This is a genomic window from Streptosporangiales bacterium, assembly GCA_009379825.1.
GTDB lineage: Bacteria > Actinomycetota > Actinomycetes > Streptosporangiales > WHST01 > WHST01.
On record WHTA01000012.1, the window covers coordinates 42009 to 62997 of the forward strand.

Consider the following 20989-nt stretch of genomic DNA (forward strand, 5'->3'; position numbering starts at 1 on the left):
CACGCCGCACCGTGCCCCAGCCACCCACCGACAGAGGTCGCCACGGACACACCCGCGCCGCGCACCGTTGCCGCCCGCCTGCCGCCCGACAGCAACCGCCACGCCGCACCGTGCCCCAGCCACCCACCGACAGAGGTCGCCACGGACACACCCGCGCCGCGCACTGTTGCCGCCGGCCGCCAGACAACAACCGCCACCCGCACCGTGCCCCAGCCACCCGCCGACAGAGGTCGCCGCGGACGCATTCGCGCGGCGGGCTGCCGGATGGTGACCGCGAGACCTCGCCGTGTCCTCTACTGCCGACGGGGGGGGCGCCGCGGACATACCCGCGCGGCGCCGGATTGCGGCCTGCCGCCCGTCGCCTGTCGGCAGGCAGCGACCACCGAGCCGGGCGGTGCCCAGGATGCTGCCTGCCGCGAGGGCAGCGGCCCGGGTGCGGCCTGCCGCAAGGGCAGCGGCCACCGGGCCGCACCGAGGGTGTCGGCATGTCGCTGTGGGGGTCGGTGGCTTCTTGCCGGCGGGGCGATGAGTTCCTTGGCGGTGGGTGGTCTCTATGCGTGACAGCCATGCATACCACCGAAGGACGCATCATGAGCGAGACGACGATCGCACCGTCGCGGTTGTTGCGGGGGCCGTTGCGGCCGCTGCGCATCCGGCAGTACCGGCTGCTGGTCGGGTCGGTCACCCTTGCGGTGCTCGCCGCTGGTGTGTGGCTGGTCGCGCTCGTCTGGCAGGTCATCCAGCTCGGGGGCGGGGCGCCACAGCTGTCCGTCGTGGCGACCGCGTCCGCGGTTGGGATCATCGCGACGAGTCTGTTCGGTGGGGTGCTCGCCGACCGGATACCTGGCAGGCACATCCTGCTCGCCGTGACCGGCGTTCGTACGATCGCGATCGGCGTCGTCGCCGTGTTGGCGCTGACCGGGGCGTTGCGGCTGTGGCAGCTGGTCGTCGTCGCCCTGGTGATCGGTGTGGGCAACGGGTTCACCTACCCGGCGTACTCCGCGCTGCTGCCCGCGGTGCTCCCGGAGCGCGACCTGATGGCCGCGAACGGACTCGAGCAGACCATGCGGCCGACGGTCATGCAGGCCGCCGGGCCAGCGCTGGCCAGCACGGTGATCGCCGCGTCGTCGCCGGCCGCCGCACTCGCGGTCGTCGCCGCCGTCGAGCTCGCCGGCATCGGCTGCCTCGTGGTCATGCGGCACGTGCCGCTGCGGCGGAGCCTCGACGCCGAGCAGGGCCACGGCGCGCGGGCCGTCGTCCGCGACCTGCGGGACGGGTTCACGTACATGGCACGGACACCGTGGCTGCTCGCCACCCTGCTGTTCGCGTCGATGTTGGTGCTGCTGGTGATCGGGCCGATCGAGGTGCTGCTGCCGTTCGTGGTGAAGGACCGCGCGGGCGGCGGGCCCGGCGCCCACGCGATCGTGCTCGGCGCGTTCGGTGTCGGCGGTGCGCTCGGCTCGCTGGTGATGGGTTCACTGAAGATGCCGCGCCGCTACCTGACGGTGATGGTCGCCATGTGGGGTGTCGCCTGCGTGCCGCTCACGATCGTCGGCGTGGCCCGCGACGTGTGGCTGGTCGTCGTCGCCGTGTTCGTGGTCGGCGTGCTCTTCAACGCGCCGATCGTCATCTGGGGCACGCTGCTGCAGCGGCGGGTGCCGCCGGAGCTGTTGGGACGGGTCTCCAGCCTGGACTTCTTCGTCTCGCTCGCGTTCATGCCGATGTCGATGGCGGTCGCCGGTCCGGTCAGCATGGTGATCGGGCTGGGCGCGACGTTCGTCATCGCCGGCCTGGTGCCCCCGGTGCTCGCGGTCGCCGCGATCCTCGTCGCCCGGCTGCCGCACGACGAGCGGACCCACCCGCTGGACGACACGGCCCCTGAACCGGTCGTGCTCCCGCAGCGCGAGCCGGCCGCCGCCGACCTGCCGGACTGCTGCCCGGAGCTGGCCGCGTGACGCGGCCTCCGGGTCACCCGGAGCCACCCCCGAGTACGCCCTGGTTTCGGCCGCGCCGCCCTGCAACCGGGTCGGATGACAGGCAGAGTGGGGAGAAAGACCCACGCAGAGAGGAACGACCGTCATGGCAGCCCGTCTGGTACGCCCGAAGAACGGCCGGATGATCGCCGGTGTCTGTGCGGCCATCGCACACCGGTTCGGGGTCTCCCCGTTCCTCGTCCGGCTGATCTTCGTACTGTCGTGCCTGCTCCCCGGCCCGCAGTTCATCATCTACCTGGCGATGTGGATCCTCGTGCCGAACGAGAACTGACCGTCAGCCGTCCTCGCGGTGTGCGGTGTCCGGCGTGAACGCCGGCAGGCACACGGCGACGTACCTGGCGCCCTCCACGCTCGGCGTGCTGTACCTGATCCGTTCGCCGGCGCGGCACAGCACCGCCTGGCCAGCGGTCACGTCGAACACCCCACCGTCGTGCTCGACCCGCACCAGCCCGTCGATGACCACGGTCACCTCGTCGAACTCCGGTGCCTGGAACGGTTCCTCCCAGCCGCCCGGGGCATGCATGTGCGCGACGCTCACCCGTTCGCTCGGCACGCTCGCGCGACCCACGTACTCGTCGATGATCTTGCCGCCGGGAACGGGGATCCTGGTGGGTTTCGTGATGTGTTCCGGCATACCGCCAGCTTGCCACTTCGCAGCTGGCACCGACACGCCCTAGCTGCCGACGCGGTCCACGAGCAGCGGCAGCGGCGTGCGGGGGCCGTCGATCTCGATCGCCGTACGTACGGCGTCGACGGCGGCGTCGAAGCGGGACGCGTCGTCGGTGTGCAGGGTGAGCACCGGCTCGCCGGCACGCACCTGCTCCCCCGGCTTCCTGTGCACGACGACCCCGGCGACCGCAGACACCGAGTCCTCCTTGCGCTCCCGGCCGGCGCCCAGCCGCCACGCGGCCAGCCCGGTGGCGTACGCGTCGAGCCAGGTCAGCGTGCCGCTTGCCGGTGCAGTCACGTCCAGCCGCTGCGCAGCCTGCGGCAGCGGCGCGTCCGGGTCACCGCCCTGGCCGCGTACGACCTGCCGCCAGACGTCCATCGCGGAACCGTCGGCGAGCGCGTCCGCAGGGTCCTTGCCGTTGCCGCCCGCGACCATCTCCCTGGCCAAGGCGACGGTCAGCGCCACCACGTCGGCGGGCCCGCCGCCGGCGAGCACCTCGACGCTCTCCGCCACCTCGAGCGCGTTGCCCACCGCCGCTCCGAGCGGGGTGTCCATCCCGGTCAGCAACGCGGTCGTCGCGACCTGGTGGGCGGCGCCGATCTGCACCATGGTGGTGGCGAGCTCGCGCGCGTCGTCGACGGTGTGCATGAACGCGCCGCTGCCCACCTTCACGTCGAGCACCAGCGACGAGGTGCCCTCGGCGATCTTCTTGCTCATGATCGAGCTGGCGATCAGCGGGATCGACTCGACAGTGCCGGTCACGTCGCGCAGCGCGTAGAGCTTGCGGTCGGCCGGCGCGATGAAGTCCGCAGCGGCGGCGACGAACGCGCCAGGCCCGGCGAGCTGCGCGCGCATCTCGTCCTGGCTCAGGCCGGCACGCCAACCGGGGATCGACTCCAGCTTGTCCAACGTGCCGCCGGTGTGCCCGAGGCCGCGCCCGGACAGCTGCGGCACGGCGACGCCGCACGCGGCGACCGTGGGGGCGAGCGGCAGCGTGATCTTGTCGCCGACGCCGCCGGTGGAGTGCTTGTCGGTGGTCGGCGTCGCCAGCCCGGACCAGTCCATCCGGTCGCCGGACGCGATCATCGCGTCCGTCCACCTAGCGGTCTCCCGCGGCGTCATGCCGCGCAGCAGGATGGCCATGGCAAGCGCGGCCATCTGCTCGTCGGCCACCGCGCCGGTGACGTACGCGTCGACGACCCAGTCGATCTGCTGGTCGGTCAGCTCGCCGCCGTCGCGCTTCGCCCTGATCACGTCGATGGTGTTCAAGCGTGCTCCTCACTCACCGGTCCAGGTCGCCGGCGTCGAAGGCGTCCGGGAGGATCTCGCGCATCGGCCGGACGCCGCTCGCCGTGGCCAGCGCGAGCTCCGCGCCACCGTGCTCCCACAGCAGCTGCCGGCAACGCCCGCACGGCATCAGCAGCTCGCCGGCGCCGTCCACGCACACCACCGCGACCAGCCGGCCACCGCCGCCGGCGTGCAGCGCCGACACCAGGCCGCACTCGGCGCACAGGGTGAGCCCGTACGACGCGTTCTCCACGTTGCAGCCGACGACCACCCGGCCGTCGTCCACCAACCCGGCCACGCCCACAGGGAACCGCGAGTACGGCACGTAGGCATGCGTCGCGGCCTCCCGCGCAGCAGCGCGCAGCGCTGCCCAGTCGATGTCGGTCACCGTCAGTCCTTCGTGTAGGGCTGGCCGTCGGCTGCCGGCGCCTGCACGCGCCCGACCAACCCGGCCACCGCGAGCAGCGTAGCGATGTAGGGCAGCATGGCGAGGAACGACGACGGGATCGGCACCGGGGTCTGGGTGTACGAGAGCACGGTCTGCAGCCCGTCCGCGAACCCGAACAGCAGCGCGGCACCAAGCGCGCCCACCGGGCTCCAGCGGCCGAAGATCAGCGCGGCGAGCGCGATGAAGCCCTTGCCGGACGAGATGTCCTTGCTGAACGCGCCAACCGTCCCGATGGTCAGGTAGGCACCCGCCAGCCCGGCGACCATGCCGCCGAGGATGACATTGCGGTAGCGCACGAACAGCACGTTGATGCCGACCGTGTCGGCCGCCTTCGGGTGCTCGCCCACCGCCCTTGTACGCAGGCCCCACCGGGTACGGAACAGGGCGAGCTGGAGCACGACCAGCAGGACGTACGTGGCGTAGACGATCACGTTCGCCTGGAACAGCAGCGGCCCGAGTAACGGCAGGTCGCCGAGCAGGGGGATCTTTATCTGCCCGAAGAAGCCGGGCTCGTTGTACTTCGCCGCCTGGTTCTTCATGAACGTGTCGTAGGCGAACCCGGTGAGCCCGAGCGCGAGGACGTTCAGCACCACGCCCACGACGATCTGGTTCACCAGGTAGCGGATGGAGAACACCGCGAGCAGTGCACCCATCAGCCCGCCGCCGAAGACGGCGGCGAGCACGCCTGCGCCCAGGTTCTGGGCCATCGACGCCACCAGCGCGCCGAGGAACGCACCGGTGAGCATCTGGCCCTCGATGGCGATGTTGATGACGCCGGACCGTTCACACAGCACCCCGGCCATCGCGCCGAGCAGCAGCGGCGTGCCGAGGAAGATGGACTGCTGCAGCAGGCTCAGCAGGTCGAGCCTGGCGTCCGGGTCACCGGTCGCCGCCCAGCAGAGGAACGACAGCACGAACCCGAAGACCGCGGCGAGTGCCACCCACTTCGTCGCCCGCTTCGGGAAGCCGCGCACCAGCTGCCAGCCGCCGAGCGCGATGATCACGACGCCGAGCAGGATGGCCGTAGGCCGCGCCGGCAGCACCAAGTCGGGCACCTGGAACAGGTCGGTGCGGGAGCTGAGCCTGAACGCCGCGTCGAAGCCGGACTCCGACGACACCCCGAACAGCGCCGTGACGAGCGCGCCGACGACGACGAGCACCGCGCCGGTCACCAGCCGCTGCCGGCGCGCCGACGGCGGCTCCACCACGCGGTGGACGATCAGGGCCTCCTCAGGCACCTGCTCGGCGGGAGCTTGCGACGGGGTGGTCATCAGCCGTTCCACCCCTTCGCGAGGTCCTGCCGCACACCGCCGCGGGCGGCCCGCAGCCGGAAGATCGCCCGGATGAGCGCGGGCGCGGCGATGAACAGCACGATCACCGCCTGCACGACGATCACCAGGTCGATGGACTGCCCGGTCGACGACTGCATCTGCACGCCGCCGGCGCGCAGTGCGCCGAACAGCAGCCCGGCCAGCACGGTGCCACCTGGCTTGGCCCGGCCGAGCAACGCGACGGTGATCGCATCGAAGCCGATCTCGCCGCCGATGTCCTTCGTCATCGCGTCGTTGGTGCCGAGGATCTGGGTGCTGCCAGCGAGGCCGGCGAGCCCACCGGCGAGCAGCATCACGATCAGGTAGCTGCGCCCGACGCGCATGCCCGCCGTACGCGCGGCGACCGGGTTCGCGCCGACGGCGCGCAGCTCGAACCCGGTGGTGCTGCGGTTCAGCAGCCACCACACGGCGGCGGCGGCCAGCAGCGCAAGCAGGAACCCGGCGTGCACGCGCAGCGCCGAGCCGAGCAGCGGCGGGAACTGCGCGGACTCCAGCACGTTGCGCGAGATCGCCTGGCTGTATGGCGGTCGCTGGATCGGCCGGATGGTCAGCAGGAAGGTGAGCAGGTTGAGCGCGACGTAGTTGAGCATGATCGTGGAGATCACCTCGTGCGCACCCGCCCGCGCCTTGAGGAAGCCGGCGATGCCGCCCCACAGCGCCCCGCCGAGCAGCCCACCGAGGACCGCGAGCAGCAGGTGCAGCCCGGGCGGCAGCGGCCAGGCGAACCCGATGTAGCCCGCCAGCACGGTGCCGATCAGCAGCTGGCCCTGGCCGCCGATGTTGAACAGGCCGGCACGGAACGCCAGGGCGAAGCCGAGACCCGCGAGGATCAGCGGCGTCGCGGCCACCAACGTCTCCGACAGCGGGTAGAGCGCGGCGTTGAACCCGCTGCCGGCCGTGATCGGGTTGAAGACCGCGCCGTAGAACAGCGAGCTGTACGCCGTGCCGACGGCCGAGAACGCCGCCGCGAACATGTCCTGCGGACGCGCGAAGAAGTACCCGGCCGCCTCCCGCGTCGTCGGGTCACCGATGGCGATCAGGACCGCCGCGACGACCAGGGCGCAGACGAACGCGAGCACGGTGACCACGGCGCTGTGGCCGTAGACCACCGCGTCGACGAGCGCGCGGCCGAACGACGGCCGCGCGTCGTCGGGCTGCTCCGTCGGCCGGTCGGGCTCCGGTGCCTTGGACTCGTCAGTCGCCACTGCGCCTCCCCGCAGCCTGGTCGGGGTCCTCGGTACGCACCGCGCCGTCGGCTGAGGCTGCGTCGGACGCCAGCCACTCCTGCGCCGCGTCGACGGACCCGGTCATCAGGCACCCGATCGCGTCCACAGGCGCGTCCGCCGACACCTCGCCGACGACGGCGCCGCGGTACATGACGCCGATGCGGTCGGCGAGCCCGAGCACCTCGTCCAGCTCGGTGGAGACCAGCACGACTGCGGCGCCGCGGTCGCGCTCCTCCACGATCCTGCGGTGCACGAACTCGATCGAGCCGACGTCGAGGCCGCGGGTGGGCTGCGCGACGACCAGCAGCCGCAGCGGCCGGGACAGTTCGCGTGCCAGCACCACCTTCTGCTGGTTCCCGCCGGACAGCGTCGTCACCGGATCCTCGACTGAGGTGAGCCGCACGTCGTACTCGGCGGTCCGTTCGCCTGCGTTGCGCCGCACGGCGGCGACGTCAATGGACAGCCTCTTGCCGTACGGGGCGCGCTTGTACTGGTCGAGCACCAGGTTCTCGGCGATGGTGAACGGCCCGACCAGGCCGTCGTGCAACCGGTCCTCGGGCACGTAGCCGACCCCCAAGGCGAGCACGGTGTCGACGTCGGCGTGCGTGATGTCGCGACCGTCGAGCGTGATCCGCCCGGTCGACGGCCGGGTGAGCCCGACGAGCGCCTCGGTGAGCTCGTTCTGCCCGTTGCCCTGCACCCCGGCGAGCGCGTAGATCTCGCCGGCCCGCACGGTGAACGAGACGTCGTCGACGAGCACCTCGCCGGAGTCCGCGATCACGTTCAGGTTCGCCACGTCGAGCACAGGCTCGCCGACCTCAGCGGGCGACTTGTCGATGCTCAGCTCGACCGGGCGCCCCACCATCATCGACGCGAGCTCCGCCGACGACGCGGTGGGCGCGGCCTCGCCGACGACCTTGCCGCGCCGTATCACCGTGATGCGGTCGGCGACCTCGCGCACCTCGCGCAGCTTGTGCGTGATGAACACGATCGAAGTGCCCGCGTCGCGCAGCGTGCGCATCACGGTCATCAGGTCGTCGGTCTCCTGCGGCGTGAGCGTAGCGGTGGGCTCGTCGAGTACGAGCACCCGCGCCTCGCGCACCAGGGCCTTCACGATCTCCACCCGTTGCCGCACGCCGACGGCCAGGTCGGCGACGAGCGCATCCGGCGGGACGTCCAGGCGGTACTCCTGCGAGATCTCCGTGACCCGGCGGCGGATCCGCCTGCGGTCGAGGAACCCCAGCGCCTTCGTCGACTCGTTGCCGAGCGCGACGTTCTCCGCGACGGTGAAGACGGGCACCAGCATGAAGTGCTGGTGCACCATGCCGATGCCTGCCCGCATCGCGTCGCCAGGGCTGTCGAAGGTGACCGGCTCGCCGTCGACCACGATCTCGCCCTCGTCCGGCCGGTACAGGCCGTAGAGCACGTTCATCAGCGTGCTCTTACCTGCGCCGTTCTCACCGAGCAGCGCGTGGATCTCGCCGGGCTCGACGGTCAGGTCGACCTGGTCGTTCGCCACCAGCGAGCCGAAGCGCTTGGTGACACCGCGGAGCTCGAGGCGCACCGCTCCCCTCCCCTCGGATCGGAGGCCGTAGGCGAGCGTCAGCGTCCCGAGGACGCATCGCGTACCCGAGACGCTGGCCCGTGTTCGAGTGTTAACCCGCCTTCGGCTGGGACGGCGACTTGAGCTCGATCTTGCCGGCGATGATGTCCTTCTCGATCTGCTCGAGGTCGGACTTCACGTCGTCCGGCACGTCGTCCTCGGACTCGTGGAACGGGGCGAGCCCGACGCCGCCGTTCTCCAGCGTGCCGACGTAGTCACCGGTCGGCGGACTGCCCTTGGCCGCCTTCAGGGTGTAGTCCTTCACCGCCTTCGTCATGTGCTTGGTGACGCTGGTGAGCATGAAGTCGCAGTACTCCTTGGCGCTGACGCAGCCGTCGGTGTCGTACCAGATCATCTTGGCGTCGCCGCCGGACTCCTGGATCGCCGCGCCCGCGCCGAGACCCGCGCCGCCGGACGGCGGGTGGATCATGTCGACGTCCTGCTTGAGGAACGACTGCGCGATCGACTTGCCCTTGCCCTTGTCCGTGAACGAGTTGGTGAAGGTGCCACCCTTCTGCTTGTCCACGTTCCAGCCGATGACCTTGACGTTCTCATCGTTCTGCTCGTTGAAGTACTGCACGCCCTCGTAGTAGCCGTCCATGAAGATGGTGACCGGCGGGATCGCCTCGCCACCGAACGTGCCGACCTTGCCGGTCTTCGACATCGCCGCCGCGAGGTAACCCGCCTGGAACGCCGGCTGCGCGGTGTTGAACTGCATGCCGTAGACGTTCTTGCCGGACGACGGGGCGTCGACCTCGGCGAAGTGCGTGTCCGGGTGCTGGCCGGCGACCTTCTTCGTCGCGTCGGCCATCAGCCCGCCGACGGAGATGACGACCTCGCAGCCCTTGTTCACCTCGGCGTTCAGGTTGGGCTCGTAGTCGGTCTGTGACGACGAGGACACGTAGGAGATATCGATGTTCGAGTTCTCCTTCTTGGCCTCCTGCAGCCCGGCCCAGGACGCCTCGTTGAACGACTTGTCGTCCACGCCGCCCACGTCGAGAACCATGCACGCCTTGAGGGCGTCGCCACCCTTGTCTTCGTTGTCGGACTCGGCTGGCGGCTCGCCGCACGCGCTGAGTACCAATCCTGCGATGAGGCCGATCGAGGCCACTTGGAATCCACGGCGCACGGACATCTCCTCCCCTCGGCCCGCGCGGCTTGCGCGGGTCCCCGTCACTCGCGTGCCTCCGCCCATCCGCCGGGATCCGCCGGTGGATAGAGGGAAGAGCGGACGGGTGGACGATAGCCCTTCACCCAACCAGGTGGGAATCTTCGACACCTGTCCGTTACGAATCCGACCTGGTGGGCACCGCGCGTGCCGCGCCACGGATGGCCGCGACGAAACGGCGTGACCCGGCTCGGCTCAGCTGGCCGGGGGTACCGGCGGCACGCTCACGGCCGGTTGGCTGGCGCGGAACGCCGTGGTGGCCAGCAGCCGGATGCCCATGCCGATCGCGTGCTCGTCCACGTCGAAGGTGCCGCGGTGCAGGTCGAGATCGAGATCGGCGTCCGGGGCGCGGGTGCCAAGCCTGGCCATCGCGCCGGGGACGTGGTCGAGGTACCAGGCGAAGTCCTCGCCGCCGAGGCTCTGCTGCGTCGGCACGACGGCGTCCGACCCGATGCCCTGGGTGGCGCCGGCCTCCAGCATCCGCACGCACCCGGCCTCGTTGACGACCGGTGGGACGCCACGGTGGTAGTTCAGCTCCACGCCGACGCCGAACGGCGCCACGATCGACTCGACGATCGACTTCACCAGGTCCGGCGCGATGTGCCACGCCTGGTCGTCCAGGCAACGCAGCGTGCCCTCGAGCTCGCCCTGGTCGGGGATCGCGTTCGCCGCCCGGCCGGACTCCACCCGGCCCCACACCAACGCGACGCCCGCGCGGGGGTCGACCCGCCGCGACAGCGCGGCGGGCAGACCGGTGATGAGCGCGCCGAGCGCGTACACCAGGTCGGCGGTCATGTGCGGGCGCGAGGTGTGGCCACCGGGACCGGTAAGGCGGATGTGCACCCGGTCGGTGGACGAGGTGATCGCGCCGACGCGCACACCCACCTTGCCTACCGGCAGGCTCGGGTCGCAGTGCACGGCGAAGATCCGCGTGACGTCGTCGAGCACGTCCGACGACGCGATCGGCTCGGCGCCGCCGGGGATGATCTCCTCCGCCGGCTGGAACAGCAGCCGTACCCCACCGGGCAGCGCGCCGGCGGCGGCCTGCTCGGCGAGGAACAGGCCGGTGCCGAGCAGCGCCGTCGTGTGCACGTCGTGACCGCAGGCGTGGCAGACGCCTGCCACGGTCGAGCGGTACGGCACGTCCTTCTCGTCCTGCAGCGGCAGCGCGTCGATGTCGGCGCGCAGCGCCACGCGCGGGCCCTCCGGGCCGACGTCGCAGACGACGCCGGTGCCGGTGGGCAGCACCACGGGGTGCAGGCCGGCGGCGCGCAGCCGGTCGACGATGAGCGCGGTGGTACGCCGCTCCGCGTCGCCCAGCTCGGGATGCTGGTGCAGGTCACGACGGAGCGTGACAAATTCCTGATCGTGTCCCTCGACGAACGCAGCCAGGTCGGCGAGGACCTGCTCGGGGACAGTCGTCGTCGAGTGAACCGGGGCGTGGTTCATCTCACACATTCTGCCAGGTCAGCAGGCAGCGCCGGCAGCCGACCCCCTCGGCCGTGCACGAACAGCGCCGATGTGTTCCCGTCCGGTCACCGTCGGCGCCCGTCGTCGACCCGGGTGAGCGCGCCGCGTCTCGGACGACACAGCGTGAGGACCGCGGCGCTACAGCGGCGGCTGGTAGGTGCCCCAGGTCTCGCGCAGCGCGTCGCATACCTCGCCGACCGTCGCGCGGACCGCGAGCGCCTCCCGCATCGGGTACAGCACGTTTTTCCCGTCGCCGGTGGCGGCCTTGCGCAGGTCGTCCAGCCGGTGCTGCACCTCCGCGTCGTCGCGCTCGGCGCGCAACGTGGCCAGCCGCTGCGCCTGCTGCCGCTCGATCGCCGGGTCGACGCGCAGCGGCTCGTACGGCTCCTCGGTCTCCAGCCGGTAGCTGTTCACGCCGACGACGAGCCGCTCGCCGGACTCCTGCTCCTTCGCGATGTCGTACGCGGACCGCTCGATCTCGTCCTTCTGCAGCCCGTGCTCGATCGCCGCCGCGGCACCGCCGAGCTCCTCGACCTTCGCCATCAGGTCGTCCACGCCCCGCTCGACCTCGTCGGTCATCGACTCGATCGCGTACGACCCGGCGAACGGGTCGACGGTGCGGGTCACGTCGGTCTCGTACGCGAGCACCTGCTGCGTGCGTAGCGCGAGCCGCGCGGCCTTCTCCGTCGGCAGCGCGATCGCCTCGTCGTAGGAGTTCGTGTGCAGCGACTGGGTGCCGCCGAGCGTAGCACCGAGCGCCTGCAGCGCCACCCGGATCAGGTTGACCTCGGGCTGCTGTGCGGTGAGCTGCACTCCTGCGGTCTGGGTGTGGAACCGCAGCATCTGCGACTTCGGGTTCTCGCTGCCGAACCGCTCACGCATCATCCGCGCCCACACCCGCCGCGCCGCACGGAACTTCGCCACCTCCTCGAGCAGCGTCGTGCGCGCGACGAAGAAGAACGACAGCCGCGGCGCGAACTCGTCCACCGCGAGCCCAGACCTGATCGCCGCCTCCACGTACGCGATCGCGTTGCTCAACGTGAATGCGACTTCCTGCACGGGCGTCGCGCCGGCCTCCGCCATGTGGTAGCCGGAGATGGAGATGGTGTTCCAGCGCGGCAGCTCCTGCTGGCAGTAGCGGAACACGTCGGCGACCAGCCGCAGCGACGGCTTCGGCGGGTAGATGTACGTGCCGCGCGCGATGTACTCCTTGAGCACGTCGTTCTGCACGGTGCCGGACAGCTTCGCCTTGTCGACGCCCTGCTCCTCGGCGACCAGCTGGTACAGCAGCAGCAACACCGCGGCGGGGGCGTTGATGGTCATCGAGGTGGAGACCTCGCCAAGCGGGATGCCGTCGAAGAGCCTGCGCATGTCGTCGATCGAGTCGATCGCCACGCCGACCTTGCCGACCTCGCCGGCGGCCAGCGGCGCGTCCGAGTCGTACCCCATCTGGGTCGGCAGGTCGAACGCCACAGACAGGCCGGCGGTGCCGGCCTCGATCAGCTGGTGGTAGCGCCGGTTCGACTCCTCCGCCGTGCCGAAGCCGGCGTACTGCCGCATCGTCCACGGCCGGGACGTGTACATCGTCGGGTAGACGCCCCGGGTGTACGGGTATTCGCCTGGTTGCCCCAGTTTGACCGCCGGGTCGAAGTCGGTGAGCGCGTCCGGCCCGTACACCGGATCGACGGGGAAACCCGATTCCGCCTCGCCGCGCATTTGTCCACCCTTCGGTACAGGCCGTTGTACTGCCAGTATCCCAGGGTGACGACACGGACATCGGTGTGCAATGCGTCGCACCGTAACATTCCGTATCCGATGGGTCTATCGTAGGCCTTCCATGAACACCAGAGCGCGCACGCGAACGGCCGGCAGGCACCGGATCCTGTCCTGGCTCGCCACGCTGCTCACCGCCGCGTTGGTGCTGGGCACGCCGGCGCCGTACGCGGCCGCCACCCAGTCCCCGGTCGGTGGCGCACTGCTCGGCTCGAAGGGCGTCGTCCGGCCGGAGGGCATGGACGTGCCGCGCCTGCCGAAGGTGCGCGCCGCGTCGTACGTGGTGACCGACCTGGACAAGGGCAAGGTGCTCGCGGCCAAGAACGCGCACGGCACGTACGCGCCGGCGAGCACGATCAAGGTGCTCACCGCCCTGGCCACGCTGCCCCACCTGAAGGCCGGCGAGCAGGTGAAGCCCAACCTGTCGGACATGTCGGTGGACGGCACGAAGGTCGGCGTGGACCGCCGCCGCAGCTACCCGGCGCGCTCGCTGTACCAGGCGATGCTGATGATGTCGGCGAACGACGCGGCCGAGGCGCTGGCGCGCGCCGCCGGTGGCAAGGGCGGCAAGGCGAAGACGATCGCCCGGATGAACGCGATCGCGAAGCGGCTGCAGGCCGGGGACACGGTCGCCAGAAAGCCCAGCGGGCTGGACGCGAAGGGCCAAAGCAGCTCCGCGTACGACCTGTCGCTGATCTTCCGCGCCGCCATGCAGAACGAGGACTTCCGCAAGTACACGGCAACCAAGCAGGCCAGGTTCCCCGACCTGAAGAAGAACAAGACCTTCCAGATCTCGTCGCACAACCGGATGCTGTTCGACTACCCGGGCACGGTCGGCGGGAAGAACGGATTCACCAGCAAGGCGCTGGCCTCGTACGTCGGCGCGGTGAAGGACGGCAACCGCACGATCGGCGTCGCGGTCATGAAGACGCCGGGCGCGGCGCTGTGGAGCGACACGAAGAAGCTGCTCGACTGGGGTGTCGCGGCACGCAGCAAGGCGGTACCCGTCGGCGACCTGGTGGCGCCCCGGGGCGAGGCGAAGCCGTCCGCGTCGGCCAGTGCGGAGAAGGAGAGGCGGCAGGCCGTCACGCCGGTCGAAGACTCCACCGGCCTGCCACCGTGGCTGATGCCGGTGGCGCTGGCCGCCGCCGTCGTCCTGTGTGCGCTTGTGGCCGGCATGGCGATCAGCAGCCGCCGACAACCGGCGCCGGCCCGCGCCGGCAGAGCCGGCGGGTCGCGAAGGCGCGGGTCGGGCAACCGGGCGCGGCGCTCCTCGCACGGCCGGCGGGCCGCCCGTCGCCGCGCACAGCCGCAGCCGATGCAGCCACAGCCGGTACGGCCGCAGGCTGTGCAACCGCAGCCCGCGCAGCCGGTACGCACGCGCGGCCACGGGCGCCGCACGCAGAGCCGGCGGACGATGGCCGCACCGCGGCGGGTCGCCCACGAGAGCTCGGTGACCGTTACGTACCCGATGTGGCCGAGTGGCCAGGATTGACCGGCGAGCCGTACGGCAATTTCTGCGCCGGGCTTTCGTAGCCCAGAGCCGTCAACGATCACTCCCCGTAACCGACCGTCGACAAGTGCATCACCGGACCCGCTGCGCACTCAACTGAGGCGTCGGGTCGCCGATCGCGGCGACACAACGTTCGTTGAGGAGTCTCATGCGCAGGAGAATCGTGTCGGCTGCCGCGGCGTGCCTCGTCGCACTCGCGGCCACGCTCGCCGTGCCGGCCCAGGCGTCCGCCGCCGGTCCCATAAAGATCACCGGCGTGAAGTACGACCCGCCGGGCAGGGACACCGGCTCGAACACGTCACTGCGGGCCGAGTGGGTGCGGATCAAGAACACCGGGAACCGCGCGGTCAGCCTCAGCGGCTGGCGGGTGCGCGACCGCGCCGGGCACGTGTACGTCTTCGGCACCTACCGGCTGCCCGCCGGCGAGCGCGTCTACGTCCACACCGGCCGCGGCTCCGACACCGCGCACCACAAGTACTGGGACCGCGACTGGTACGTCTGGAACAACACCGGCGACACGGCGACGCTGAAGAACAGGTCGCTGACCGTGATCGACCGCTGCAAGTGGGGCAACGGCGACGGCTTCCGCCGCTGCTGACGCCGGGCCGGCCGGCTGTGGTCAGTTGGTGTAGCGGCGGGCCCGGTTGGCCACCCGGTACTGGTGCAGCAGGTCGCGGACGGTGCCCGGCCGGGTCGGTGAGACCAGGTCGTCCGCCTCGAACCCGGCCTCCTGCAACCGTTCCACCAGGCTGCGGACGTAGTTGCCGCGCACCTGCGCCGTCTGCTCGGCCGGCCACTGCTCGTCGATCGCATGCTTGGCCAGCCAGGCCTGCTCGCGGTAGAGCAGCGCCTCGCAGTCCAGCCGGCGGCGCAACTGGTCGACCGGCAGCTCCTCGAGCCTGGCCGCCACCTCGGCCGGCAGCTGCTCCTCGTCCTCGGCCTCCGCGGGCAGCGCGGTCGCCGTCCAGGCGGCGGCGAACACGGTGACCCTGGCGACCAGGTTGATCCACACCAGCAGGCCGACGGTGAGCGCGAACGCCCCGTACACCGGGTTGCTCGTGGTGCGCCCGATCAGGAACGTGCCGAGCAGCTTCAGCACCTCGAACCCGACGGCGCCGAGCACCGCACCGCGCACCAGCACCGGCAGCGGCGTACGCACCCCGGGAAGCACGACGAACAGCACCGCGAGCAGGGCGGCGTCGAAGGCCACCGCGACGACCACCGCGAGCACCCGCAGCGCGACGTCCAGCCCGGGGAGCGTGTGCAGATCGACGGCGGTGAGCGCCCACCGGGTCGCTGACGTGGCGAGGCTGGAGAACGACACCGACGCGACGAGCGCAACGCCGAACACCGCGAGGACCACCAGGTCCCAGGCCTTCTTCAGCAGGATGTTCGGCGCCTGGTGCCGCGGCTGCAGCCACATCGTCCGCAGCGCGTCGCGCAGCGCGTCGATCCACCCGGTGCCGGAGTACACCAGGCCGAGCAGCCCGACGACCCCCGCCCCGATGCCCGCGCCGGCGATCCGGGACAGGTCGATCTTGCCCGGCCCGGAGCCGATCAGCCCGGGGAAGCTCGCCTCCACCGCCTCGGTGACCTGCTGCCTGGCCTCCGGGTAGACCACCACGACGTACGCGAGGATCGCGAACGCCACCGCGAGCAGCGGGAAGAACGACAGGAAGCCGAAGTACGTGACCGCGCCGGCGAGCCGGTCGCCCTGCTGCTCGCTGTACCGCGAGAGCGCACGCACCAGGTGGTCGAACGGCTGGCTGGCCGCGCGAGCCGCGGCGAACCACGCCTCGACCTTGCGCTTGATGCTGGCTATGACGGCCACCGGACGCCCCCTCGCCGCCGTCGATCAACCGGTCAGCTCATACTCCCTGTGTACCCGCCAGGTGTCGTCGACATGCTCGTAGAGCGTGAACCCGGTCACGGGGAACTGCGCCTCGAAGTCGGCGAGCTCCGCGAACGCGTGGTCGAGCACGTCATCGGGCAACTCCTGGGCCACCGTGATGTGCGGGTGGTACGGGAAGTCGTGCTCGCGGTGCACGGGTCCGGACCGCACCGCCGCGGCGAGTTGCTCGCAGCTGCTGATGCCCTCGGCAAGCGCGACGAACACGACCGGCGATACCGGCCGGAACGACCCGGTGCCGCGCAGGTGGATGCCGAACCCGGTGTTCGCCTTCGCCACCGCGGCGAGATGGTCCTCGTACGCCCGCAGCTGTACCTGGTCGATGTCGGTGGGGCCGAGCAGCGTCACGTGCGTCGGCGTGCCGAGGGCTTCGGGGTCGCCGAAGCCCTGCCTGGCATCGCGCAGCTGCGAGGCGTACGGCTCGGGCACCGGGATGGCCGTCGCGACGGTCAGTGTCACCGGGTCACATCCGCTCGCATAGGCACGAAGCCCACCAGGTCGCGTACCCGCTCCATGGTCTGCGCGGCGACCGCGCCGGCCCGCTCCGCGCCGGCCGCGAGGACGGCGTCCACCGCGTCGTCGTCGGCGAGCAGGGCCTGTACGCGCTCCTGGAACGGCGTGACGAACGCCTCCACCTTCGCGGCGAGGTCCTTCTTCAGGGCGCCGTAACCACCGCCGTCATACTTCGTGACCAGGTCCTCGACCGGCGTGCCGGAAAGCGCGGAGAAGATGCGCAGCAGGTTGCTCACGCCCGGCTTCCCGTCGTCGTCGTAGCGGATCCTGGCATCAGGGTCGGCGTCCGTGACGGCGCGCATCACCTTGCGCCGCAGCGCTTTCGGCTCGTCGAGCAGGTCGATGATGCCCTGCGGCGAGCTCGTCGACTTGCTCATCTTCACGTCCGGCTCCTGCAGGTCGGCGATCCTGCCGGTCTCCGCGAGGATGTACGCCTCCGGCTGCACGAACGTCTGGCCGAACCTGGTGTTGAACCGCTGCGCGAGGTTCCTGGTCAGCTCCAGGTGCTGCCGCTGGTCCTCGCCGACCGGCACCTGGTCGGCCTGGTAGAGCATGATGTCCGCCGCCTGCAGCACGGGGTACGTGAACAGCCCGACCGACACCTGTTGCTGCTTCACCGACTTGTCCTTGAACTGGGTCATCCGGCTGGCCTCGCCGAACCCCGTCAGGCAGCCGAGGACCCAGCAGAGCTCCGCGTGCTCGCGCACGTGGCTCTGTACGAAGACCGTGCAGCGGTTGGGATCGAGGCCGGCGGCCAGTAGCTGCGCCACCGCCACTCGGGTCCGCTGCCGCAGCAGTTCCGGTTCGTACTCGACGGTGATCGCGTGCAGGTCGACCACGCAGTAGAACGCGTCGTGACTGTCCTGCAGTGCCACCCACTGCCGTACCGCGCCGAGGTAGTTGCCGAGGTGGAACGAGTCTGCAGTCGGCTGGATGCCGGACAAGACGCGTGGACGCTGGGTGGACATGCGCTGATTGTGACAGCCTGCCCGTCGCGCCCCTTCACCACCCGGCACCGGTGCGCGTCGCGCGTGAGCACCGACACCCGCATTGTCTGGACACTGACGGTAAGTACGGATTGCGGCGGTGTGGTCGGGCTGGTCCGCGCCCCCGTTCGGATGGTTTGCTCACCCGTATGGCAGTAGACAGCGGGCGGTTAAGGTGACGGCGTGACCCTTCCCGAGAAGACGAGTGCGGGTGACGTCGCCGCCGCGTTCGAGGAGCGCTTCGGCTTCCCGCCCGCGGGAGTGTGGGCGGCGCCCGGCCGGGTGAACCTGCTCGGCGAGCACACCGACTACGTGGGCGGCTTCGTGCTGCCGGTGGCGTTGCCGCAACAGACCTACGCGGCCGTGGGACTGCGCTACGACGGCATCCTGTCGTGCGCGTCCACGCTCACCGACGAACGCGTCGAGCTGCCGGTCAGCGAGCTGGCGCCGGGCAGCGTACGCAACTGGGCCGCGTACCCCGCCGGCGTGGTCTGGGCGCTGCGCTCCGCGCGGCACGACGTCGGCGGCGCGGACGTGCTCATCGGCGGCGACGTACCGCTCGGCGCCGGCCTCTCGTCGTCGGCCGCCCTGGAGTGCGCACTCGGTCTGGCGCTGGACGAGCTGCACGGGTTGCACCTCGGCCGCGCCGAGCTCGCGCTGATGTGCCAGCACGCGGAGAACGCCTTCGTCGGGATGCCCAGCGGCGTGATGGACCAGATGGCGTCATTGTGCTGCCAGGAGAACTACGCGCTGTACCTCGACTGTCGCTCGCTGAAGGGCGAGCTGATCCCGTTCGCACTCGCCGAGCACGACCTCGAACTCCTGGTGATCGACACCCGCGTCGCGCACAAGCTGGTGAGCGGCGCATACGCGGACCGCCGGATGTCCGTGGAGGAAGCGGCGATGGCGCTCGGCGTGCGCTCGTTGCGCGACGTCACCACCGGCGAGCTGGGCAGCGCGCTGGACAAGGTGGACGAGCGGCTGCGGCCGCGCACCAGGCACGTCGTGACGGAGAACGCCCGCGTCGGCATCGCCGTCGACCTGATGCGGGGCGGCTACTACGCCGCACTCGGGCAGCTGATGACCATGTCGCACGCGTCCCTGCGCGACGACTACGAGGTCTCCTGCCCGGAGCTCGACACCGCGGTGGACACCGCGATGCAGGCAGGCGCACTCGGCGCCCGGATGACCGGCGGCGGGTTCGGCGGCTGCGCGATCGCGCTCGTACCGAGCGCCCAACGCACATCGGTCGAGCAGGCCGTCACCGCCGCGTTCGCGGAGCAGGGTTTCCGCGCACCGCACGTCTTCTCGGTCACCGCCAGCGCAGGCGCCCAGCGGGCGCAGTGACGTACGAAGAGAAGTGCGGCCCGACAAGTTGTCGGGCCGCACTTCTCTTCGGTGCGTTCGATCAGCCGGTAACCGGGTGGTCGGTGCGGACCGGCGACGGCGTCGGTGCGCCCGTCTCCGACTCGCTCGGTGACGGCTCGCTCGACGGTGTCTCACTCGGCGAGGTCACGCATTCGGTCCAGAAGACCTTCTGCTTCGCCCTGCCGTTCTCTCCGGCGAAGTTCCAGTACAGCTTGTAGTGGCCGGAGTCGAGTTCCATGTCCTCGCTGCGGCCATGGCCGTTCTCGTCCATCTGCAGCGTGCCTTCGCCGACGACGGTACGGTCACCGGTCGGCGGCCAGGACTTGATCTGCCACCACACGTCCTGGCCCGCGTCGAAGTTGTTCCCGACGACGTAGAACTCGCAGACATGCGGCTCGTTGCGCGGATCCTCCTCCGAGGTCTCCGCCTTGTGCACCTTGACGGTGCCGTTGTCGCCGTTGGTAGTAGTGGATGCGGCGGCTCGATCGAGCCCTGCATAGGTGACGAACGCGCAGGCGGCGAACATGAACCCGACAATCGCCGTCCCGAGACCTACGCGCAATGCGTTGCTGCGCAAATCACTCTCCTGATAATTCAGGACGGCCAGCGCAACGGGGCAAGGAGAAAACGCCCGGTCACCGTGCCGTCTCGATCCCCGTCATGTGGCGGCATAAACCTAGTACGCGGCGAGGCCGGCTACCACTGTCGCGGCGTTGAGTGCCCGTGCTATACGAGGAGTGAAGAACGCAGGTCAGGCAATATCGCAGCGTGCGCAAACCGGAACAGAACCACCCTACGCATACGGCCGCCGTAACTGAAATGATGAGTGAGCTTCACAACACAGCGATGTCGGAAGTCAACCAGTTGCCGGGGAGTTCTACCCACATATGAGTATCGCGTTCACGAAGACCATTCGAGGCGTTGCGGTGCCGACCCTGGGCATCGGCACGTGGGAGGTCGAGGGGCCAACAGCCACCGAGACCGTCGCAGACGCAATCGCCGCGGGTTACCGCCATGTCGACACCGCGGTCGCGTACGGCAACCATGCCGAGGTCGGCGAGGGCATTCGCCGCAGTGGCATCGCCAGGGACGAGCTCTGGCTCACCACGAAGATCTGGCTCGACTCGTACGCGCCCAAGCGGCTGCGCGAGAGCGCCGAGCAGGCACTCAAGGACCTCGGTGTCGACTACCTCGACCTGCTGTTGCTGCACTGGCCGGCCGGCGACGACGCGGAGACAGAACCGGCCCTGCGCGCGCTGCAGCAGCTCCGCGACGACAGCCTGATCCGCGAGCTCGGCGTCTCGAACTTCCCCGACTACCTGCTGCGTCCCGCGCTGCAGATCGCGCCGGAGATCTTCGCCGACCAGGTGGAGTACCACGCCCATCTCGCGCACGAGAAGCTCACCGCAACCGCGCTCGAGCTGGACCTGATGATCACCGCGTACTCACCGCTGGCACACGGCGAGGGCCTGACCGCCGAGTCGGTCGTCACCGAGGTCGCCGCGAAGCACGGTGTCTCGCCGGCACAGGTGTGCATCGCCTGGCTCGCCAGGCAGGGCAACGTCACGGTGCTACCGCGGTCGACGAACCCGGACCGGCGGCGAGAGAACCTGGCTGCGCTCGAGGTCGACCTCACCGCCGGTGACGTCGCCGAGCTCGACGAGCTGTCCCGTCCGGGCAAGCGCTACATCAACCCGCCGTTCGCCCCGCGGTGGGACGACTGACGCGCT

19 protein-coding genes are annotated in these 20989 nt (G+C 70.5%); 6 read left to right on the forward strand and 13 right to left on the reverse strand.

Translation table 11 applies throughout. The annotated features are described in order from the left end of the window. Window positions 1–590 precede the first annotated feature (590 nt). Window positions 591–1955 (forward strand): MFS transporter, encoded by a 1365-nt coding sequence (locus tag GEV07_08705; GenBank protein MQA02781.1) that lies wholly within the window; start codon window positions 591–593, stop codon window positions 1953–1955. Window positions 1956–2079: 124 nt separating this feature from the next. Next, a complete protein-coding gene (locus GEV07_08710; GenBank protein MQA02782.1) occupies window positions 2080–2265 on the forward strand; it encodes a PspC domain-containing protein in 186 nt (61 codons plus the stop codon). 3 nt (window positions 2266–2268) lie between these two features. Here GEV07_08710 and GEV07_08715 read toward each other — a convergent pair whose 3' ends face one another. The 9 genes from GEV07_08715 to GEV07_08755 all read right to left on the reverse strand — a co-directional run bounded on the left by GEV07_08715 (window position 2269) and on the right by GEV07_08755 (window position 12913). Next, window positions 2269–2628 carry a cupin gene (locus tag GEV07_08715; GenBank protein MQA02783.1) on the reverse strand — a complete coding sequence of 120 codons (360 nt, stop codon included), beginning with the start codon at window positions 2626–2628 and terminating at the stop codon, window positions 2269–2271. A gap of 39 nt (window positions 2629–2667) precedes the next feature. Further along, window positions 2668–3933, reverse strand: a complete 1266-nt coding sequence (locus GEV07_08720; protein ID MQA02784.1) for a thymidine phosphorylase — start codon at window positions 3931–3933, stop codon at window positions 2668–2670. A gap of 13 nt (window positions 3934–3946) precedes the next feature. Next, window positions 3947–4339: a cytidine deaminase gene (locus tag GEV07_08725; GenBank protein ID MQA02785.1), complete on the reverse strand. Its 393-nt coding sequence runs from the start codon at window positions 4337–4339 to the stop codon at window positions 3947–3949. A gap of 2 nt (window positions 4340–4341) precedes the next feature. Next, the gene (locus GEV07_08730) at window positions 4342–5670 is read right to left on the reverse strand and encodes an ABC transporter permease (GenBank protein ID MQA02786.1); all 1329 of its coding nucleotides are present in this window, start codon (window positions 5668–5670) and stop codon (window positions 4342–4344) included. After that, window positions 5670–6839, reverse strand: a complete 1170-nt coding sequence (locus GEV07_08735) for an ABC transporter permease (GenBank protein ID MQA02787.1) — start codon at window positions 6837–6839, stop codon at window positions 5670–5672. The genes GEV07_08730 and GEV07_08735 overlap by 1 nt, the downstream gene beginning before the upstream one ends. 85 nt (window positions 6840–6924) lie before the next feature. Further along, complete coding sequence (locus GEV07_08740) at window positions 6925–8520, reverse strand: ATP-binding cassette domain-containing protein (GenBank protein ID MQA02788.1); 1596 nt, start codon at window positions 8518–8520, stop codon at window positions 6925–6927. A gap of 91 nt (window positions 8521–8611) precedes the next feature. After that, on the reverse strand, window positions 8612–9694 hold the full coding sequence (locus GEV07_08745; GenBank protein ID MQA02789.1) for a BMP family ABC transporter substrate-binding protein: 1083 nt from the start codon (window positions 9692–9694) through the stop codon (window positions 8612–8614). A 228-nt stretch (window positions 9695–9922) separates the two neighbouring features. Continuing rightward, window positions 9923–11176, reverse strand: a complete 1254-nt coding sequence (locus tag GEV07_08750; GenBank protein MQA02790.1) for an amidohydrolase — start codon at window positions 11174–11176, stop codon at window positions 9923–9925. 159 nt (window positions 11177–11335) lie between these two features. Further along, a complete protein-coding gene (locus GEV07_08755) occupies window positions 11336–12913 on the reverse strand; it encodes a methylmalonyl-CoA mutase (GenBank protein MQA02791.1) in 1578 nt (525 codons plus the stop codon). Between the two features lie 70 nt (window positions 12914–12983). On the opposite strand from GEV07_08755, the gene GEV07_08760 reads away from it, so the two are divergent. Together GEV07_08760 and GEV07_08765 are read left to right on the forward strand one after the other, a co-directional pair. Next, window positions 12984–14465: a D-alanyl-D-alanine carboxypeptidase gene (locus GEV07_08760; GenBank protein MQA02792.1), complete on the forward strand. Its 1482-nt coding sequence runs from the start codon at window positions 12984–12986 to the stop codon at window positions 14463–14465. A gap of 166 nt (window positions 14466–14631) precedes the next feature. After that, window positions 14632–15081, forward strand: coding sequence for a lamin tail domain-containing protein (locus GEV07_08765; GenBank protein ID MQA02793.1), 450 nt, complete (start codon window positions 14632–14634; stop codon window positions 15079–15081). A gap of 21 nt (window positions 15082–15102) precedes the next feature. Here the strand turns inward: GEV07_08765 and GEV07_08770 are convergent, their stop codons facing one another. The 3 genes from GEV07_08770 to trpS are packed head-to-tail and all read right to left on the reverse strand — an operon-like array spanning window position 15103 to window position 17873. Then, window positions 15103–16314 carry a hypothetical protein gene (locus GEV07_08770; protein ID MQA02794.1) on the reverse strand — a complete coding sequence of 404 codons (1212 nt, stop codon included), beginning with the start codon at window positions 16312–16314 and terminating at the stop codon, window positions 15103–15105. Window positions 16315–16338: 24 nt separating this feature from the next. After that, window positions 16339–16845 carry a 2'-5' RNA ligase family protein gene (locus GEV07_08775; GenBank protein ID MQA02795.1) on the reverse strand — a complete coding sequence of 169 codons (507 nt, stop codon included), beginning with the start codon at window positions 16843–16845 and terminating at the stop codon, window positions 16339–16341. 2 nt (window positions 16846–16847) lie between these two features. After that, window positions 16848–17873 (reverse strand): tryptophan--tRNA ligase, encoded by a 1026-nt coding sequence (trpS, locus tag GEV07_08780; protein MQA02796.1) that lies wholly within the window; start codon window positions 17871–17873, stop codon window positions 16848–16850. A gap of 201 nt (window positions 17874–18074) precedes the next feature. Between trpS and galK the strand changes: the two genes are divergently transcribed. Then, window positions 18075–19238, forward strand: coding sequence for a galactokinase (galK, locus tag GEV07_08785; protein MQA02797.1), 1164 nt, complete (start codon window positions 18075–18077; stop codon window positions 19236–19238). Between the two features lie 61 nt (window positions 19239–19299). Here the strand turns inward: galK and GEV07_08790 are convergent, their stop codons facing one another. Next, entirely contained in the window at window positions 19300–19836 is a 537-nt protein-coding gene (locus tag GEV07_08790; GenBank protein MQA02798.1) for a hypothetical protein, read from the reverse strand. A 310-nt stretch (window positions 19837–20146) separates the two neighbouring features. Between GEV07_08790 and GEV07_08795 the strand changes: the two genes are divergently transcribed. Then, window positions 20147–20983, forward strand: a complete 837-nt coding sequence (locus tag GEV07_08795) for an aldo/keto reductase (protein ID MQA02799.1) — start codon at window positions 20147–20149, stop codon at window positions 20981–20983. Window positions 20984–20989: the final 6 nt, after the last annotated feature.

Bases quoted from the DNA above. Each gene is read 5' to 3' on its own strand.
- GEV07_08795 (MQA02799.1), top strand. From the start codon at position 20,147: ATGAGTATCGCGTTCACGAAGACCATTCGAGGCGTTGCGGTGCCGACC.
- GEV07_08715 (MQA02783.1), bottom strand. From the start codon at position 2,628: ATGCCGGAACACATCACGAAACCCACCAGGATCCCCGTTCCCGGCGGC.
- GEV07_08755 (MQA02791.1), bottom strand. From the start codon at position 12,913: ATGCGCGGCGAGGCGGAATCGGGTTTCCCCGTCGATCCGGTGTACGGG.
- trpS (MQA02796.1), bottom strand. From the start codon at position 17,873: ATGTCCACCCAGCGTCCACGCGTCTTGTCCGGCATCCAGCCGACTGCA.
- GEV07_08750 (MQA02790.1), bottom strand. From the start codon at position 11,176: ATGAACCACGCCCCGGTTCACTCGACGACGACTGTCCCCGAGCAGGTC.
- GEV07_08710 (MQA02782.1), top strand. From the start codon at position 2,080: ATGGCAGCCCGTCTGGTACGCCCGAAGAACGGCCGGATGATCGCCGGT.
- GEV07_08705 (MQA02781.1), top strand. From the start codon at position 591: ATGAGCGAGACGACGATCGCACCGTCGCGGTTGTTGCGGGGGCCGTTG.
- GEV07_08760 (MQA02792.1), top strand. From the start codon at position 12,984: ATGCGTCGCACCGTAACATTCCGTATCCGATGGGTCTATCGTAGGCCT.
- GEV07_08730 (MQA02786.1), bottom strand. From the start codon at position 5,670: ATGACCACCCCGTCGCAAGCTCCCGCCGAGCAGGTGCCTGAGGAGGCC.
- GEV07_08765 (MQA02793.1), top strand. From the start codon at position 14,632: ATGCGCAGGAGAATCGTGTCGGCTGCCGCGGCGTGCCTCGTCGCACTC.
- GEV07_08745 (MQA02789.1), bottom strand. From the start codon at position 9,694: ATGTCCGTGCGCCGTGGATTCCAAGTGGCCTCGATCGGCCTCATCGCA.